At 62.7% G+C, this 16358-nt stretch carries 16 protein-coding genes and 1 pseudogene; 4 read left to right on the forward strand and 13 right to left on the reverse strand.

Going from position 1 to position 16358, the window contains the following annotated elements; translation table 11 throughout:
• Window positions 1-5: 5 nt before the first annotated feature.
• Window positions 6-1112, reverse strand: coding sequence for an enoyl-CoA hydratase/isomerase family protein (locus Q1W70_RS22910; RefSeq protein WP_166589553.1), 1107 nt, complete (start codon window positions 1110-1112; stop codon window positions 6-8).
• Window positions 1113-1596: 484 nt separating this feature from the next.
• Between Q1W70_RS22910 and Q1W70_RS22915 the strand changes: the two genes are divergently transcribed.
• Window positions 1597-2079: an Lrp/AsnC family transcriptional regulator gene (locus Q1W70_RS22915; protein WP_166589554.1), complete on the forward strand. Its 483-nt coding sequence runs from the start codon at window positions 1597-1599 to the stop codon at window positions 2077-2079.
• A gap of 1 nt (window position 2080) precedes the next feature.
• Here Q1W70_RS22915 and Q1W70_RS22920 read toward each other — a convergent pair whose 3' ends face one another.
• The 9 genes and pseudogenes from Q1W70_RS22920 to arnC form a co-directional block, all read right to left on the reverse strand.
• The gene (locus Q1W70_RS22920; RefSeq protein ID WP_166589555.1) at window positions 2081-2788 is read right to left on the reverse strand and encodes an HPP family protein; all 708 of its coding nucleotides are present in this window, start codon (window positions 2786-2788) and stop codon (window positions 2081-2083) included.
• 249 nt (window positions 2789-3037) lie between these two features.
• Window positions 3038-3559 (reverse strand): GNAT family N-acetyltransferase, encoded by a 522-nt coding sequence (locus Q1W70_RS22925; RefSeq protein WP_166589556.1) that lies wholly within the window; start codon window positions 3557-3559, stop codon window positions 3038-3040.
• Window positions 3525-4948, reverse strand: a pseudogene (locus tag Q1W70_RS22930) (UDP-glucose dehydrogenase family protein). The gene Q1W70_RS22925 and the pseudogene Q1W70_RS22930 overlap by 35 nt, the downstream one beginning before the upstream one ends.
• Window positions 4945-5358, reverse strand: a complete 414-nt coding sequence (arnF, locus tag Q1W70_RS22935; RefSeq protein ID WP_166589558.1) for a 4-amino-4-deoxy-L-arabinose-phosphoundecaprenol flippase subunit ArnF — start codon at window positions 5356-5358, stop codon at window positions 4945-4947. Before arnF ends, Q1W70_RS22930 begins: the two are co-directional and overlap by 4 nt.
• On the reverse strand, window positions 5355-5699 hold the full coding sequence (gene arnE, locus Q1W70_RS22940) for a 4-amino-4-deoxy-L-arabinose-phosphoundecaprenol flippase subunit ArnE (protein WP_166589559.1): 345 nt from the start codon (window positions 5697-5699) through the stop codon (window positions 5355-5357). Before arnE ends, arnF begins: the two co-directional genes overlap by 4 nt.
• Window positions 5696-7342, reverse strand: coding sequence for a lipid IV(A) 4-amino-4-deoxy-L-arabinosyltransferase (gene arnT, locus Q1W70_RS22945; protein WP_166589560.1), 1647 nt, complete (start codon window positions 7340-7342; stop codon window positions 5696-5698). Before arnT ends, arnE begins: the two co-directional genes overlap by 4 nt.
• On the reverse strand, window positions 7339-8223 hold the full coding sequence (gene arnD, locus Q1W70_RS22950; protein ID WP_166589561.1) for a 4-deoxy-4-formamido-L-arabinose-phosphoundecaprenol deformylase: 885 nt from the start codon (window positions 8221-8223) through the stop codon (window positions 7339-7341). Before arnD ends, arnT begins: the two co-directional genes overlap by 4 nt.
• The gene (gene arnA / locus Q1W70_RS22955) at window positions 8223-10214 is read right to left on the reverse strand and encodes a bifunctional UDP-4-amino-4-deoxy-L-arabinose formyltransferase/UDP-glucuronic acid oxidase ArnA (RefSeq protein WP_166589562.1); all 1992 of its coding nucleotides are present in this window, start codon (window positions 10212-10214) and stop codon (window positions 8223-8225) included. Before arnA ends, arnD begins: the two co-directional genes overlap by 1 nt.
• Window positions 10211-11230: an undecaprenyl-phosphate 4-deoxy-4-formamido-L-arabinose transferase gene (gene arnC, locus Q1W70_RS22960; RefSeq protein ID WP_182340427.1), complete on the reverse strand. Its 1020-nt coding sequence runs from the start codon at window positions 11228-11230 to the stop codon at window positions 10211-10213. The genes arnA and arnC overlap by 4 nt, the downstream gene beginning before the upstream one ends.
• Window positions 11231-11726: 496 nt before the next feature.
• Between arnC and Q1W70_RS22965 the strand changes: the two genes are divergently transcribed.
• Complete coding sequence (locus Q1W70_RS22965; RefSeq protein WP_302098907.1) at window positions 11727-12617, forward strand: site-specific integrase; 891 nt, start codon at window positions 11727-11729, stop codon at window positions 12615-12617.
• A 119-nt stretch (window positions 12618-12736) separates the two neighbouring features.
• Here the strand turns inward: Q1W70_RS22965 and pmrG are convergent, their stop codons facing one another.
• Window positions 12737-13411: a lipopolysaccharide core heptose(II)-phosphate phosphatase PmrG gene (gene pmrG / locus Q1W70_RS22970; protein WP_185817940.1), complete on the reverse strand. Its 675-nt coding sequence runs from the start codon at window positions 13409-13411 to the stop codon at window positions 12737-12739.
• 316 nt (window positions 13412-13727) lie between these two features.
• On the opposite strand from pmrG, the gene Q1W70_RS22975 reads away from it, so the two are divergent.
• Window positions 13728-14081, forward strand: a complete 354-nt coding sequence (locus Q1W70_RS22975) for a DUF1428 domain-containing protein (RefSeq protein WP_166589564.1) — start codon at window positions 13728-13730, stop codon at window positions 14079-14081.
• A gap of 7 nt (window positions 14082-14088) precedes the next feature.
• Here Q1W70_RS22975 and Q1W70_RS22980 read toward each other — a convergent pair whose 3' ends face one another.
• On the reverse strand, window positions 14089-14280 hold the full coding sequence (locus Q1W70_RS22980) for a hypothetical protein (RefSeq protein WP_166589565.1): 192 nt from the start codon (window positions 14278-14280) through the stop codon (window positions 14089-14091).
• Window positions 14281-14293: 13 nt separating this feature from the next.
• Window positions 14294-14944 carry an MliC family protein gene (locus Q1W70_RS22985; protein WP_302098016.1) on the reverse strand — a complete coding sequence of 217 codons (651 nt, stop codon included), beginning with the start codon at window positions 14942-14944 and terminating at the stop codon, window positions 14294-14296.
• A 177-nt stretch (window positions 14945-15121) separates the two neighbouring features.
• Between Q1W70_RS22985 and Q1W70_RS22990 the strand changes: the two genes are divergently transcribed.
• Window positions 15122-16342 (forward strand): MalT transcriptional regulator family protein, encoded by a 1221-nt coding sequence (locus Q1W70_RS22990; protein ID WP_166589567.1) that lies wholly within the window; start codon window positions 15122-15124, stop codon window positions 16340-16342.
• Window positions 16343-16358: the final 16 nt, after the last annotated feature.

The following is a 16358-nucleotide window of genomic DNA, read 5'->3' on the forward strand; positions in this document are numbered from 1 at the left end:
GAGAATCAGCTCCCGCTCTGCTCAAAGCCTGTGAAGAAACTGGCCACGTGCTCGGCGTCCAAGGCCTGGACGGAGGCAGGGTTCCAGCGTGGATTCTTGTCTTTATCGATCAGCAGGGCGCGCACGCCTTCGATCAGGTCGCCGCGGGCGAACCATTGGCGGTCCAGGTGCAGCTCCAGGGCAAAGCAGCGTTCCAGGCTCAGTTCGCGGCCGCGACGGAGCATTTCCAGGGTTACGGCCATCGCCAGCGGGGAACGGGTCTGCAGCAGGTTGGCGGTGTCCAGCGCCCATTGATGACTGTCGGCTACGGTCACGCTGCGCAGTTGTTCGATGATGCTCGGGACGTCCGGCAGGGCGAAGAAGTGGTCGATGACCGGGCGCAGGGCATGCAGCGGCGGCTCGGGCAGGTGCTGCACCGCCAGTTGGGCCAACAACCCTTGCAGGTCCTTGAGTGGCGTATCGTTCCACTGGAGGTTATCCAGGCGCCGGTCCAGCTCGCTCAGTTGCTCGCTGGCCAGGTACCAGTCGGCCAGGCCGCAATACAGCGCATCGGCGGCGCGAATCTGCACCCCGCTGACCCCCAGGTAGATCCCCAGTTCGCCCGGGATGCGCGGCAGGAAATAGCTGCCACCCACGTCCGGGAAATAGCCAATGCCGACTTCCGGCATCGCCAGGCGGCTGCGCTCGGTGACCAGCCGCAGGTCAGCGCCTTGCACCAGACCCATGCCGCCGCCCAGGACAAAACCGTCCATCAGCGCCAGCACCGGTTTACGGTATTGGTGAATAGCCAGGTCGAGGGCGTATTCCTCAACGAAAAAATCTTCGTGCAGGGTGTCGCCGGCCTGGTAGCTGTCATACAGCGAACGGATGTCGCCGCCGGCGCAGAAGGCTTTTTCGCCGGCGCCGCGCAGCACCACGGCATGCACCTGCGAATCCCGGGCCCAGGCCTCGAGTTGGCGGTGCAGGGTGCGCACCATGTCCAGGGTCAGGGCATTGAGGCCGGCGGGGCGATTGAGGGTCAGGTGGCCAATATGGTTGCGGACCTCGGCCAGGACTTCGTTTTGCGTGGCATCCATGGCCTTTACCTGCGTAGATAAAACCTCAGCAGTCATCGGTAACTCCCTGCTTTTATTGTTCTTTATGGAAATGCCCGGGCGCGGGCGATCGTCGATCGTAACAGTGCAAATTTGCCATGTACAACCCGGATGAATGCAGGTTAGGTGTGCATTTTTGTAATATCGAAACGGCCGTCGGCGATATTTTTGAGTGAATAGGGCATTCGCGACAGAATCGGCTGTGAATCGGCCGATGTCAGCCGATCTGCGCTGTTTGCTCAGCCCTTAACGACACCTCGAAGGCAACGTCTGTTGGCATTCTGGCCACGGGTTTGAAGCCGTCAGCGTCGAGGGTTTCAGGTCGACAGAGGTGCGCGGCCAGGGGTATTTCCTGTACAAGTTCACCGTTGAAAATCTGTATGAACGTTTTGACTTGGAACAGGGGCGAGCAGTTGGGGGCTGCGACTATTCTCGACCGGCCAATCAGCGTGAACGTATGCAGTAATTTCTATCGGGCCGTTTGAAGTGAGGCAAGACGTACATGGCGGATATCCGCGATCTGTCGATTGTGCTTGATCGTATCGACCAGGCAATTATCGAGGTGCTGCGCCACGATGGGCGCATCACCTATCAAAAGCTGTCCGAGCTCGTGCACCTGACACCCAGGCCCTGCCTTGAACGGGTGCGTAAACTCGAGCAGTTGGGGGTGATTCGTGGCTACGGGGCGATTCTCGACGAGAAAAAACTGACCCCCGGCCTGTCATTGCTGGTGCTGGTGGCATTGTCGAACCAGAGTGGCCGCGCCGCGCAAAAGGCCTTCGAAGCCAAGGTCCGGGCCTGCCCACAAGTGCTGGAATGCCAACTGATCAGCGGCGCCTTCGACTACAGCCTGCGCATGCGTTGTCGCGACATGGAGCACTATCGGGTCCTGACCGAAGTCTGGTTCGACGACCCGGAGTTGCACATCGACAAACTGGTCAGCCACCCCGAACTGGCGATGGTCAAGACCTCGACCCTGGGCTGATTCAGCCTTGGCCGCTCAGTACCTGGCCGATGCTGCGACGCTTGGCGTGACGCTCGCTGGCATGGATCAACTGTTCGAGGTCTTCGGGGGTGACGTCGAAGAAGGCCTCAAGCTCGGCCAGCGCGGCCTTCAGGTCTTCGGCGGTGATGGCCTGGCTGTCGGTGGGCGGGTGGTCCGCCGGGATCATTGGTACAGGCTCGGCGGGGCGCTTGGGGTAACGAATGCGGGTCAGGTTGTTGTACCCCAGGGCGCTCAGCAGCAGGGTCGATGCGCCCAGCATCACCGGGGCCAGCGCCTGCCAGTCAAGGGCGATGGTTGCCGGATCCGCCAGCACCATCAGCAGTGCCAGGGCCCCGGCCGGTGGGTGCAGGCAACGTAACCAGCACATCAGGATCAAGCCCATGCCGGCCGCGAGGCAAGCACTGGCCAGGGTTCGTCCCAGCACGTGAGCCACCAGCAACGCCATCACGGTGGCACACAGGTAGCCACCGATGATTGACCACGGCTGGGCCAGGGCACCGGATGACACGGCGAATAACAGCACTGCCGACGCTCCCAGGGGGCCGATCAAGTGCAGGGCAATCGGCATGCCGAAGACCTGGGCACAGACCCAGACACTCAGCAGCGTGCCCAGCGACATGCCGATGGCCGCGCGGCTCCATTCGGTCGGGCGAGTGTTGATGGCAGCAGGAATCCAGCGAGCGAACATGGGCAGAACGGTCCAGTGGTGAAGGGCAGGCAAAAAGAAGGGCTTGGCTGGTTCTCCAGCAAGCCCTTTAAGCGTTCCAACATTTGGGGGAGGAACCGGCACAGTGTGCCGGCCAACGTGCCGCCTGACAAATTCATATTAATGAGCTTTAAGTTCATTAATGTTGAAGTTAAATCCCCCGGCGTGCACTCAGGCCACACAGGCAACCGCCGATTACGGCCGGTGCGCCGAGCCTGCAACGGTTTGTCGCTAGAGGCGCAAGTCCAGGCGCATGGCGCAGCGCCGATGACGGGGCAGGCCGTGGGCCGCTTCCGCGTCCAGCCGTTGCTGCAGGTGGGGATCGATCTGCTGTGCTGCCAGGGTGGCAAAACCACAGCGCCGATAGAACGGCTCGTTCCAGGGTAATTCACGGAAGGTGGTCAGGGTCACTGCCAACAACCCCTGGTCCCGGGCGTGCTCGATCGCCGCCTGCAACAGCCGGCGACCCAAGCCCTGGCCCTGGGCCGAACGTCCGACCGACAGCTCCTGGACATGCAGTTGGCGGCCCTCCACAGCCGCGCTGAGAAAACCGACAATACCCCCATCCGCCGCCTCGACCACCCACACCGGGGATGTTGCGATGTGCTGGCGATGTTCAGGGCCACTGATCACCGCGGCGTCGACCAGCCAGGCCAGCTCCGGGTCTTGGGCAAACAGGCGTGCCGCTGAGCGCTCGATGTCGGGTAGGGCGTCGGCATCATCGACGTGGGCTCGACGCAGGGAATAGGTCATGGCGACGGCCTAGGCGATGGCCGCTGCAGCGGGCCACTGCTGCTGCGGCATCGGCAGATGGCAGGACTCGCCGCGCCCCATCGGGAAGTACTTGAAGCCATTGCGCGCCAGGCGTTCGGCGTCGTACAGGTTGCGCCCGTCGAAAATCACCGGCGCCTTCAGGCGCTGCTGGATCAACTCGAAGTCGGGGGCCTTGAACTGCTGCCATTCGGTGCAGATGATCAACGCGTCAGCGTCCTTGAGGACTGATTCTGGCGTGCCCATCAGCATCAGCCGGGTCTCGTTCGGGTACAGCTTCTGGGTTTCCTGCATGGCTTCTGGGTCGAAAGCGCTGACCGATGCGCCCGCTGCCCACAACGCCTCCATCAAGACGCGACTCGGGGCGTCCCGCATGTCGTCGGTATTGGGCTTGAATGCCAGCCCCCAGAGGGCGAAAGTCTTGCCGGCCAGGTTGCCGTTGTAGAACGCGTTGATCCGCTCGAACAGCTTGTGTTTTTGCCGTTCGTTGATCGCTTCCACCGCTTGCAGCAGGTCGCTGGAGCAATTGGCTTGCTGGGCGCTGTGAATCAAGGCCCGCATGTCTTTGGGGAAGCACGAGCCGCCATAACCACAGCCGGGGTAGATGAAGTGATAGCCGATACGCTGGTCGGCGCCGATGCCCAGGCGCACCGACTCAATGTCGGCCCCCAGGTGTTCGGCCAGTTCGGCGATCTGGTTGATGAAGCTGATCTTGGTCGCAAGCATGCAGTTGGCGGCGTACTTGGTCAGTTCGGCGCTGCGCAGGTCCATGAACAGGATGCGATCGTGGTTGCGGTTGAACGGCGCATAGAGGTCGCGCATCACTTCGCGGACTTCGTCACTGTCGCAGCCGACAATGATCCGGTCGGGACGCCGGCAGTCGGCGACCGCCGAGCCTTCCTTGAGAAACTCGGGGTTGGAGACGATATCGAACTTCAGGCTGCGCCCGCCTGCGTGCAACTGGCGTTCAATGTGCGCGCGCAGCGTGTCGCCAGTGCCCACGGGCACGGTGGATTTCTCGGCGAGGATCAGCGGCTGCTGGCGGTGGCGGGCCACTGCATCGCCGACTGACAACACATAGCGCAGGTCGGCCGCACCCTCGTCGTCGGACGGCGTGCCCACGGCGATGAACAGCACCCGGCAGTGCTCGATGGCGAGTTTTTCGTCGGTGCTGAAATGCAGCCGTCCAGATTCCAGCCCTTCACGTACCAGGCTGGCCAGCCCCGGTTCGAAAATGCTCACATGCCCTTGCTGCAGCAGCGCAATCTTTTGCTCATCGATGTCCATGCAGACCACATCGTGGCCCACTTCGGCCAGCACGGCAGCCTGGACCAGGCCCACGTAGCCACTCCCGATTACACTGATTTTCATGAGGCATTCCTGAGGTCTGAAGTACGGTTGCTGCGCGAATTGATGGTAATGACTCCGAGGATGACCAGGGCCACCCCCAGGGAGCGGGACAGGCTGAAGTCTTCGTTGAACAGTGGCAGGCTGGCCGCCAGCAGGTAGACCAGGGCGTAGCTGATGCTCAGCAGTGAGTAGGCGCGTCCCAGCGGTACGTCACGCAAGGCCAGCAGCCAGCAGAGCATCGACAGCCCATAGGCGAGGATGGCGCTCAGCACCACTGCCACCGCGAAGGGGTCGACCGTGCCGTCGTGCAGGGCCGTCCACCACTGCGATGGCAGGGGCAGATGGCTCATGCTCCAGCGCATGCCCAACTGGGCCGTGCTGACCAGCACCACGCTGGTCATCGCAAAACCCATTCCACGACCCAGGCTCATAGTTGCCTCCCGAGCAGAATCACCCCGGCGATCACCAGGGCGACGCCGATCCAATGCTGGCGGTCGATCGCTTCATGGAACACGAAGCGGGCCACCAGGGTGATCAGGACAAAATTCAGGCTCAGCATCGGGTAAGCCACCCCGACATCGAGCTGTTGCAGCACCAGCAACCACACCAGCAGGCCCAGGCCCAGGCTCGCCAGCGCCAGCCACAGCCAGGGCGAACGCAGTTTGTCGAGCAGTGCCGAAGGCCGGTCACGCCAGCTTTCCACGGCGTATTTCTGCGCCACCTGGCCCAGGCAAGTCAGCAGGCAGGCGACCCCGATCAGTATCAGGCTCATGGCTGACTCTTGGGGAAAATCAGGATCACCAGATTGCCTTGGTCATAACGTTTGAAGTCCTGGGGCAACATGTCGATTTCGTAGTGCTCCTGGCCATTGATCCGCATGACGACGCCCACCTGGCCTTGCTGGCGGGCTTCGCTCATCCATTGCGGGACCTTGAGGAAGTCCACCCGGCGATGCAGGGTGTCAGGATAAGCCAGACCATATTTCACTTCGCCTACGGTGTTGTACAGCGCCACGTCCGGGCGGTTGAGGCGCCAGGCCAGGGCCGAGGCGGCGCCCAGGTCGTTACTCAACAGGCGGGTACTCTGGCTGAGCTCCTGCAGATGGTCGTTGATGAACTGGTCCGGGGTCTTGTTGTAGACCACCGAGTTCGGCAGGCCGGCCGGCAGCAGGGCGACGAACAGCCAACTGCCCAGTACCGGCGCGGCCCACAGTCGCAAGGGTCGCAGCGCCTGCAGGGCGTTGCACAGCAGCCAGCCGATCACGGCAACGCTGACCAGCGCCAGGTGCTCGGGTTCGTTGTTGTACAGCGGTTTCTTGATCTGGAAATACACCAGCGCCAGCAGCACCAAACCACCGAGTGCCAGATTGAGCGCAGCGTTGATGCGGATGACCCGGGTCTGGCGGTTTCTCAAGCGATCCACCAGGGCATCGCCCATCAACAGCGCCAGCGGCAACAGGCAGGGGAAGATGTAACTCGGCAATTTGCCCTTGGCCAAGCTGAAGAAGGCCAGTGGTAGCAGCAGCCACAGCAGCAGGAAGCCGATGCTGGCCTGGCGCCGGTTTTGCCAGGCCTGGCGCAGGGCGACCGGCAACAATGCGACCCACGGCAGGCTGAACGCCAGCAACAGCGGCAAGTAGTACCACCAGGGCTCCGAGTGCTGGGCATCGGCACCGGCAAACCGGCGGATGTGTTCATGCCAGAAGAAGAAATTCCAGAAGTCCGGCTCCTGGGCATGCACCGCCAATGCCCAGGGCAAGCTCACCAGCACCGCGACCACCACGGCCACGCCGCCGTAGGTCAGCAGTTCACGCAAGCGCTTTTGCCAGGCCATGTAGGGTAGGGCGATCAGCACCGGCAGCAGCCAGGCGAGGAAGCCCTTGGTCATGAAACCCATACCGCAGGCCAGGCCGGTCAGGGCCCAGTAGCCCAGGCGGGCGCGGGGTGTCTGGCTGTCAAAGGCCAGCCACAACGCCACCAGGCTCAGGTTGACCCAGAAGGTGAATTGCGGATCGAGGTTGGCGTAGCCACCCTGGCCGACCACCACACACAAACTCATGTAGAGCAAGGCGCAGGTCAGGCTCTTGCGTGGGTCGCTCCATAGGCGCCGGGCAATCAGGTAGGTCAGCACGATGCTCAGGCCAGTGCTCAGGGCCGAGGCCACGCGCACACCAAACAGGTTGTCGCCAAACAGCGCCTGGCCCAGGGCGATCATCCAGTAACCGGCCACCGGTTTTTCGAAATAGCGGATGCCCATGAAATGGGGGGAGGCCCAGTTCCCGGTCAGGAGCATTTCCTGGCTGATCTGGGCGTAGCGGGTTTCGTCGGGAATCCACAGGCCGTGGGACGTCATCGGCAGCAGGTAGAACAGGCCGAAAGCCAGCAACAATAACGGCAGTATCCAGCGTCTGCTCATGCGCCTTGCACCCCCAGCCAGCCTTCACGGCCGGCCAGCGTGCCCCGCAGGACCCGCCCCGCAGGCAGGGTGTCCAGCGCATCGGGCAGCAAGTTGCCCAAGGGCTGGAAGTCGATGTCGCGCATGCGCGCTTGCACCAGCAATTGACGGAAATGCTCAGCCATCAGAATCCCTTCTACCTCTGCATGTACGGTGTAGACGTTCAGCTGCGAGGGGCTGAATCGGTCCAGAATGAATGGGTTGAACCCGTCGGCGGCCACCAGCGGGCCGACCACTTCGTCGAACGTCGGCAAATCCACCGGAATCTGTGGGGTGCCGAGACTGCCGTCGGCCAGGCGCGGACGAAACAGGCTGTGCCCCCGGCAATCACTGTTGTAGCGAAAAGCAAAATCCTGCTTGGCCGCAATCACCCGCTCATCGGCACGCCAGCCGGCGGCGGCCGAACAGTCCACGGCCTGGCCGAGAATATCGCTGAGGCAGTCGACGCCTCGGCGGATCTGCTGGCTCAACTGTGCATCGCTCCAGCGCCCGGCATTGGCCTGCCAGCCGTGGTGGTCCCAGGCATGCAGGCCAATTTCATGGCCGGCGTCCGCAGCCCGGCGCATCAGGTGCCCCAGGTCACGACCGATGGGCTTGCCGGGCCAGGCGGTACCCGCCAGCAGAATGTCCCAGCCGTACAGGCCGGCGGCATTGGAACGCAACATTTTCCAGAGGAACTGTGGGCGGATCAGGCGCCACAGGTGGCGCCCCATGTTATCCGGGCCAACGCTGAAGAAAAACGTCGCCTTGACCTGCGCCTCATCCAGCATGTCGAGCAACCGGGGCACGCCTTCGCGGGTGCCCCGGTACGTATCGACATCGATTCGAAGGCCTGCCTGCATCAACGCTTGTCCGCGATTTCGAGCATGGCTTCACGCAGGAAGAAATCCAGCGTGTTGCCGATGGTTTCGCGCATGTGCACGGTCGGGGTCCAGTCCAGCAAGCGCTTGGCGTTCTTGATGCTCGGCTTGCGGTGCGCCACGTCCTGGTAGCCGGTGCCATAGAACGCCTTGCTCTCGACCTCGCGAAAGCCAGCGAACGGCGGGAAGTTGCCACGCAGTGGGTGTGCCTCGAACTGGCGCAGCAATTCCTCGCCGAGTTGGCGAATGCTGGCCTCGTTGTCCGGGTTGCCGATGTTGATGATCTGGCCAGTGCAGGCGCCATTGCGGTTGTCGATGATCCGCGCCAGGGCTTCGATGCCGTCGGCGATGTCGGTGAAGCAGCGTTTCTGCTCGCCGCCGTCGAACAGGCGGATCGGCGTACCTTCCACCAGGTTGAGGATCAGTTGGGTGATGGCTCGGGAGCTGCCGATCCGTGCGGAGTCCAGGCGGTCCAGGCGCGGGCCCATCCAGTTGAACGGCCGGAACAGGGTGAAATCCAGGCCTTGCTGGCCGTAGGCCCAGATCACCCGATCCAGCAACTGCTTGGAGACCGAGTAGATCCAGCGCTGCTTGTTGATCGGGCCGACGACCAGATTGGAGGTGTCTTCGTCGAAGTTCTCGTCCTGGCACATGCCATAGACTTCCGACGTCGACGGGAAGATCACGCGCTTGTTGTACTTGACGCAGTAGCGAACCAGTTTGAGGTTCTCTTCGAAGTCCAGTTCAAACACGCGAAGTGGGTTGCGGGTGTATTCGATGGGCGTGGCGATGGCCACCAGCGGCAGGACCACATCGCATTTCTTGATGTGGTACTCGATCCACTCGGAGTGAATGCTGATATCGCCTTCGACGTAGTGGAAATTGGGGTGGCTGCGCAAGCGCTCGATGGCGTCGGAGCCAATGTCCAGGCCGTAGACTTCGTACTGGTCGTCGCGCAGCAGGCGCTCGGACAGGTGATTGCCGATGAACCCGTTGACGCCCAGGATCAGCACCCGGGTGCGCCGTGGGCTGCGCCCGGATTCGGCGCCGCGCAACACGGAGCCCTCGACCAGGCCCAGTTCGTCTGCCAGTTGCGGGCCACTGAGGAACAGACCGTTGTCGTTGCGTTGGCCAAAGGTGATCACCAGCGAGTCTTCGCCGCAGGCAATGCGCAACGGGTCGACACTGATCACGCGTCCGGGTGCCAGGCCCGCATTGCCCTTGGCCACCTCGGCACTCCAGACAATCAATTTGTGCTCGCCAACGGCACAGAAGGCGCCAGGGTAGGGCTGGGTGACGGCGCGCACCAGGTTGAACAGTTGCTCGGCCGGTTGTTGCCACAGCAGTTTGCCGTCGGCCGCGGTGCGGCGCCCGAACACGGAGGCGCGGGATTCGTCCTGGGCGGTTTCGCGGGTTTTGCCCTGGAGCATCAGGGGCAAGGTGTCGCGCAGCAGAGTGGCGGCGGCTTCGCGCAGCTTGCCGTGCAGGCTCAGCGCGGTGTCGTTGCGTTCAATGGCGACCGCTTGCTGGGCGACGATGGCCCCGGCGTCGGCGCGCTTGACCATGCGGTGCAGGGTGACACCGGTCTGGGTTTCACCGTTGACCAGCACCCAGTTTGCCGGTGCGCGGCCACGGTAAGCCGGCAGCAACGAACCATGCAGGTTGAACGCACCCTGGCGGGCGGTTGCCAGCAGCGGCTCGCTCAACAGGTTGCGGTAATAGAAGGAGAACAGGTAGTCAGGGTTGAGTTTGGCGATGCGCTCGACCCACAACGGATGGTTGACGTCCTCCGGCGCATGCACGGTGATGCCCTTGCGGGCGCAGAGTTGCGCGACCGAACCATAGAAAGTGTTTTCCTTGGGATCGTCGGCATGGGTGAACACCGCGCTTATCCGGACGCCCGCTTCGAGCAGGGCTTCGATGCCCGCGCAACCAATGTCGTGGTAGGCAAAAACAACAGCGTTTGAACTCATGGCGAAACCTGATCAGTTGAAGTGGAAGTCAAACCGTCGACAGTGACAACGGGAGCCGGCGTGGCGGCTTGGTTGCGCAAAACTTTCTCGATGAAGAACCGTGGCCGGGCCCTGACATCACCGTACATCCGTCCCAGGTACTCGCCCAACAGGCCCATGCCGATGAACTGGCCACCGGTGAACACGAACAGGATGGCGAACAACACGAACATGCCGTCACCGGCCCAGTCGGCACCAAAGGCCAGGCGCAAGACAATCAGGGTGAGGGCGAAGAGCATGCCCAGCGCCGCCATGCTGAAACCGATGATGCTCAGCAGGCGCAGCGGGGTGGTGGTCATGCAGGTGATCAGATCGAACATCAGGTTGATCAGGCGCATGGTGCTGTACTTGGACTCGCCGTGCTCGCGCTCGGCGTGCTGCACCAGGATCTCGGTGGTGTGGCGCGCAAAGCTGTTGGCCAGGATCGGAATGAAGGTGCTGCGTTCGCGGCAGGCCAGCATCGCGTTGACCACGGTGCGCCGATAGGCCCGCAGCATGCAGCCGTAGTCACTCATGGCGACCCCGGTGGAGCGCTTGACCGCAAGGTTGATCAACTTCGAGGGATAGCGGCGCAAGGCCGAGTCCTGGCGATTGTTGCGCACGGTGGCCACCACGTCGTACCCCAGTTCGGCCTGGGCCACCAGGCGAGGAATTTCCTCGGGCGGGTTCTGCAGGTCGGCGTCGAGGGTAATCACCAGATCGCCCTTGCACTGTTCGAAGCCGGCCATGATCGCCGCGTGCTGCCCATAGTTGCGGTTGAGGATCACCGCCACCACGTTGCTGCCGTCGCGGGCGGCGGCCTCTTCGAGCAGTTGTGCGGAGCTGTCGCGGCTGCCGTCGTCGACCAGGACTATTTCATAGTCCTGCTTGAGTTGGCGGCAGGCCGCTTCGGTGCGGCGCAACAACTCGGGCAGGCTGTCTTCTTCGTTGTAGACCGGGATAACGATCGACACGCAATGGATTGGATAAGGCTTCAAAGGCTTGGGTCCAGGGTCTGTGCAATGGCGCCCACTACGGGTTTGACGTCATTGGGAGTCATGTCAGGGAACAATGGGATCGAACACCGAGGTGTCGAGTTCCGTGGAAAGCTCGGCTTAAATGAATAAATTGTCACAGAGTAACTCAAGAAAAATATTCCATATCAAACGGTTAGCCGGTAATGGTGAAAAACCCCATGAATTGACTTTTCTCCCAGGGACCGGCAGCTTGGCTCAGGCAGAACCTGATTCGGAAGCGCTGAGAGTAAGCGCGGAAATGTAAAAGTGACATGAAAAATCGGTGTCCGGATCGTTTAACTTAGACGCTTACAGCAATTGTTCAGGGGGCTGCCAGGGATGCAGCTTTTATCAGAAACTTCCTACAGGTTTAGCCTGTCTGACCCCTCTTTGTTGAGCCATTTTCATTAAAGGTCCTTTCAGTTTGTTCGATTTACCCGATACCCCACCGACACCCGACGTGCAACGCCCCAATCCACTGACGCTGTATCTGGCGCGCCTGGCACCCTCCAGCCAGTTGACCTTGCGTTATGTCTTGCAGGACGCGGCCGACCGCCTGGGTTTTGATGAATTGAACATGGAAGACATCCCCTGGCACCAGTTGCAGCCCGAGGATGTGATCGCGCTGGTGGCGGCGTTGCGCAGCGATGGCTACGCGCCCAACACCTCGTCCCTGTACGTCAACGCGGTACGGGGGGTGATGAACGAAGCCTGGCGCATGAGCCTGATCAGCCATGAGCACCTGCTGAAAATGCGCTCGGTCAAAGGCATCGCCGGCACGCGCCTGTCCCAGGGGCGCAACCTCAAGCGCACCCTGATCCACGACCTGATGGCGGTGTGCGCCGCCGACCCTCGGCCCCAGGGCCTGCGCGATGCCGCGATCATTGCGATCTTGTACGGCTCGGGCATGCGCAAGTCGGAGTCGGTCAACCTCGACCTGGCACAGGTCGACTTCGCCGAACGCAGCCTGCAGGTCACGGGCAAGGGCAACAAACAGTTGATCAAATACGCGCCGAGCTGGGCCTTTGCCAAGCTCGAGGCCTGGCTGGAACTGCGGCGTTCGTTTCTCAAAGAAGGGGAGGCCGACGATGGCTTCCTGTTCAACCGCATTCGCCGTGGCAGTCACATCACCCGCGAGCGGATAACCAAGCACGCGATCTACTACATTGCCCGGCAACGCGGAACTCAGGTAGGCGTGAAGATCATGCCCCATGACTTCCGCCGTTCATTCATCACCCGGGTGATCGAGGAACACGACCTGTCGATCGCGCAGAAGCTGGCGCACCACAGCAATATCCAGACCACTGCCAATTACGATGTGCGCGACGACAATGAGCGGCGGCGCGCGGTAGATCGCTTCGATCTGTAATTAAATCCTTATCAAACAATACGATATCGACGATTTATAAAGTAATTTAGAGGATTTGGCAGGGGTGGATAATCTTGACTGCCTGGGCGCCACTCACCCCAAGCGCGGGACACCCTGTGCTATTGCTCTGCAACTTGATTGTTCAGCACGTCCGGCCAATCAGCATCATTCACCGTGCCGAGTATGTGCAACTTCCCATCTGGACCCGCTGCCGCAAACAACGCGCTGGTGTACTCGGCTTTGCTGGCATGCTTGAAGCCGTTCTGTGCTTCGAAATCGCTGATGCAGCCACTGTGGGTCACCAGCACCAGATTGCGCTGCGCCGTCTTGTGCGCCAGCACCTCGGCGCCCATGGTCTCGCCGCAGGCTGCCAGCCATTCCTGCTGGGGAATCTCCTGGGCTGAGAGGTAGTGCGCGGTTTGCACCGTGCGGGTGGCCGGGCTGGTGAGCAGGTCGGTGTGGGCCAGCCCCAGGGCGTCCAAGGCCTGGCCTACATGCCGGGCCGCGTCCCGGCCGACTTCGGTGATGCCGTCGGCAGGGCCCAGGCAGGGGTTGCTCGACTGGTCACAGCGTTCGGCATGGCGCACCAGCACCACGATTTCCCCGGCCTGCCAGCGTTGCAGCATACCGGCCTTTTGCACCTGGTCGCCTTGCGCCAGGAGCATCGGCGAGACTGGCCAGGCGACGAAACCCATGACCAAGGCCGCCACCAACAGGGCCAGGGTGACGAGGGCCACCTTGCGTAGGGGGTGTTGAGCGGAACGTGCACCGGATGACTTCGGTGTTCGGGACATAACCACAGTGTTCACCTGTAGACCATCAATCCAATACTGAAATGATCCTGACAAGGCGCGTGCAAGGCGCTCGCAGGACAAATGATGTCGGGCACTCTAGGCGTCGGCAGGTGGCAGGGGAGTGAAACCAATGTGAAAAATTCGCTTCGGCCCAGTAGCGAGTATTAGCGGATCCAAATCATTGCCGCTAAGTGGCCGGACAATCGTTACGCCTGACCGTCGGTCGCTACCGTCCCCGGGCCTGTCGATCATTGGCCGGGCCAGTCGACTAGTGCATGAGCCGTTCCATCAGCCAATGTGCAACAGGAGTCTGAGCATGTCCTATGTCGATGGTTTTCTAGCCGCTGTACCCACCGCCAAGCGCGAGGCGTTCCGCCACCATGCCGAAACCATGGCGCAGATCTTCAAGGAGTTTGGCGCACTGAACGTGAGTGAGTGCTGGGGCGACGATGTGCCCGAGGGCAAGCTGACGTCGTTTCCCTTGGCGGTGAAACTGCAGGAGGGCGAAACCGTGGTGTTTTCCTGGATCCTGTGGCCCGACCGACCAACCCGCGACGCCGGCATGGCCAGCTTCATGGCCGACCCGCGCGTGCATGAGCAGGGCAACCAGATGCCGTTCGATGGCCAACGCATGGTGTTCGGCGGTTTCCAGCGGATTGTCGACGTCTAGCGCGTGTTCATTCGTGAGGCGTGATCCGGCAACTCTTGCGGTTACGGATCTCGTCCTGCGAAGGCCGTTGCTTGACGAATTCAAACCGTGGTTCGCCTTCGTTGTAAGTCACCAGCCAGCCCCATTCCAGCTCTGACTCGTCCTGCCCTTGCCGGGGGGGCTGCGCCCACCAGGGTTCTTTACTGACTATCTGGCGCATGACGCCCTCCCGCTTATCCAGTGGGTTCGAGGGTGCACCTCAAGGGTGCGCTGGCCGGGCGCTGCAGCAGCGCCTGGTTGCCGTTCTGGGAAAAACTGTAATAGCCGCGAGCGTCCTTGCCGCTGTAGCGCTCCCCCGAGTCACTCGGCACCTGGGTGAGGGTGATCGAGGTCGTGGCCCAGCGCAGATAGAGCACATCCGGGCCAGCCCTGAAGTAGGTGGCGGCCACCAGCGCGTCCAGCCCGTCGCAATGAAACGCCAGCGGTCCGTCGGTCAGCCGGCTGGGGTCCTTGGTCCTGACGATGGCGGAGCCCTGGCGCAACTGATGGGCCCGTTCGGCATAGGCCTGGCGGATGCAGGTCTTGGGCTCGGCGGTGGAGGCGCACTGATTGCGGGCCAGGGCCCAGAAGCGCTGGTCGGTCATGACCTTGTCCGGGCGCGGCACCGAGCGCTCATCGGTGAGGGCCAGGCGATACAGGCGGTACAGTTCGAGGTCCATACGTGCCAGCTGCGGATCGCGGCAGATCAGCTTTTCCACCACCAGGCTGGCCTGGGCGCACTCGAAGCTGGTGTTGTACAGGGCGTCCGCCCAGGCCAACTCGCTGTGCACCGCGCAGGCGCCGGTGGCGAGGAGGGTGGTGCACAGGGTCGTGAGCGTTTTCATGCTGGCTTCACTCAGATCATCAGCGACTGCCCGGGCAACGGTGAGCACCATGATCCGCGTTATGGGTCTTTCAGTGTAAGTCAGTGGGAAAAACTTGCCACAGGCCTCGCCTACCGCAGGGCCAGTGGCCGCTGAGATAGACTGCAGGGCCAGAGAGCATGCGTGGGAGCGGTTGACATGGATTCGCTGATCACGGCCGCCGCCCGGGCACTGGCGGTCGGCGACCCGTTGGGGGCACTCAAGCACGTCGCCTTGCGCGACGACCCGCCGGCGCTCGCCCTGCGCGGGATTGCCATGGCGCAGTTGGGCGACTTTGCGCGGGCCAAGGCTCTGCTGCGCCGGGCCAGCCATGACTTCGACCCCAAAGAGCGGGTGGCGCGGGCGCGTTGCGTGGTGGCCGAGGCGGAAATTGCCTTTGCCGCGCGGGACCTCGGCTGGCCACAACCGGCCCTGGAGGCCGCGCGCGAGTGCCTGCAACGGCACGGCGACCGGATCAATGCCGCCCATGCCCGCTACCTGCAGATCCGGCGGCTGTTGCTGATTGGCCAACTCGACGCGGCCGAGGGCCAACTCGCCACACTGCAGCCAGGCTCGCTGCCAGCGGGATTGCGCACGATCCATGGGCTGATTGTCGCGGGTCTGGCGATCCGGCGCCTGGATGCCCCGGCGGCCCGGTTGGCCTTGGCCGACGCCGAGCAGGCTGCGCGGTTGGCCGCAATCCCGGCGCTCAGTGCCGAAGTGGCAAGCGCCCGGCAGGTACTCCAAGCCCCGGCCGCGCGATTGCTTGGCCAGGGCGCAGAGCGACTGCTGGACCTGGAAGCCGTCCAGGCGCTGCTGGGGTCCGGGGCGCTGGTGCTGGACGCGCGGCGTTATCAGGTCCAGCAGTTTGACGCGCAGATTTCCCTGGCGGGCCGCCCGGTGCTGATGGCGCTGCTCAGCCTTCTCGGCGAAGCCTGGCCGCAGGCGGTGCCCAGGGCTACGCTGATCGCTCGGGTGTTCCGCCTGACACTGTGCGACGACTCCCTGCGGGCCCGTCTGCGGGTGGAAATCGGCCGCTTGCGCGCGGTGTTGCGGCCCCTGGCCCAGGTCACCGCAACCCAGGGCGGATATGCCCTGGTGCTGCCTGCACCGGGCACGCTGGCAGTCCTGGCCTGGCCTGTCGAAGCTCCCCACAGCGAGGTGCTGGCGCTGTTGATGGACGGTGAGTCTTGGTCCAGTTCGGCCCTGGCGTTGGCGTTGGGCATCAGTCAGCGCAGTGTGCAACGGGCCCTCGAGGCGCTGGCGGCAGAGGGCAAGGCACAGGTGTTCGGCCGAGGCCGGGCGGCGCGCTGGACCCGCCCACCGATTCCGGGATTCGCGACCACTTTGTTACTCCCGCTGCCCTGGTCCGGTGATTAGGCTGCAGGTTCCAACC

The organism is Pseudomonas kielensis, from assembly GCF_030505375.1.
In the GTDB taxonomy this organism is placed as follows: domain Bacteria; phylum Pseudomonadota; class Gammaproteobacteria; order Pseudomonadales; family Pseudomonadaceae; genus Aquipseudomonas; species Aquipseudomonas kielensis.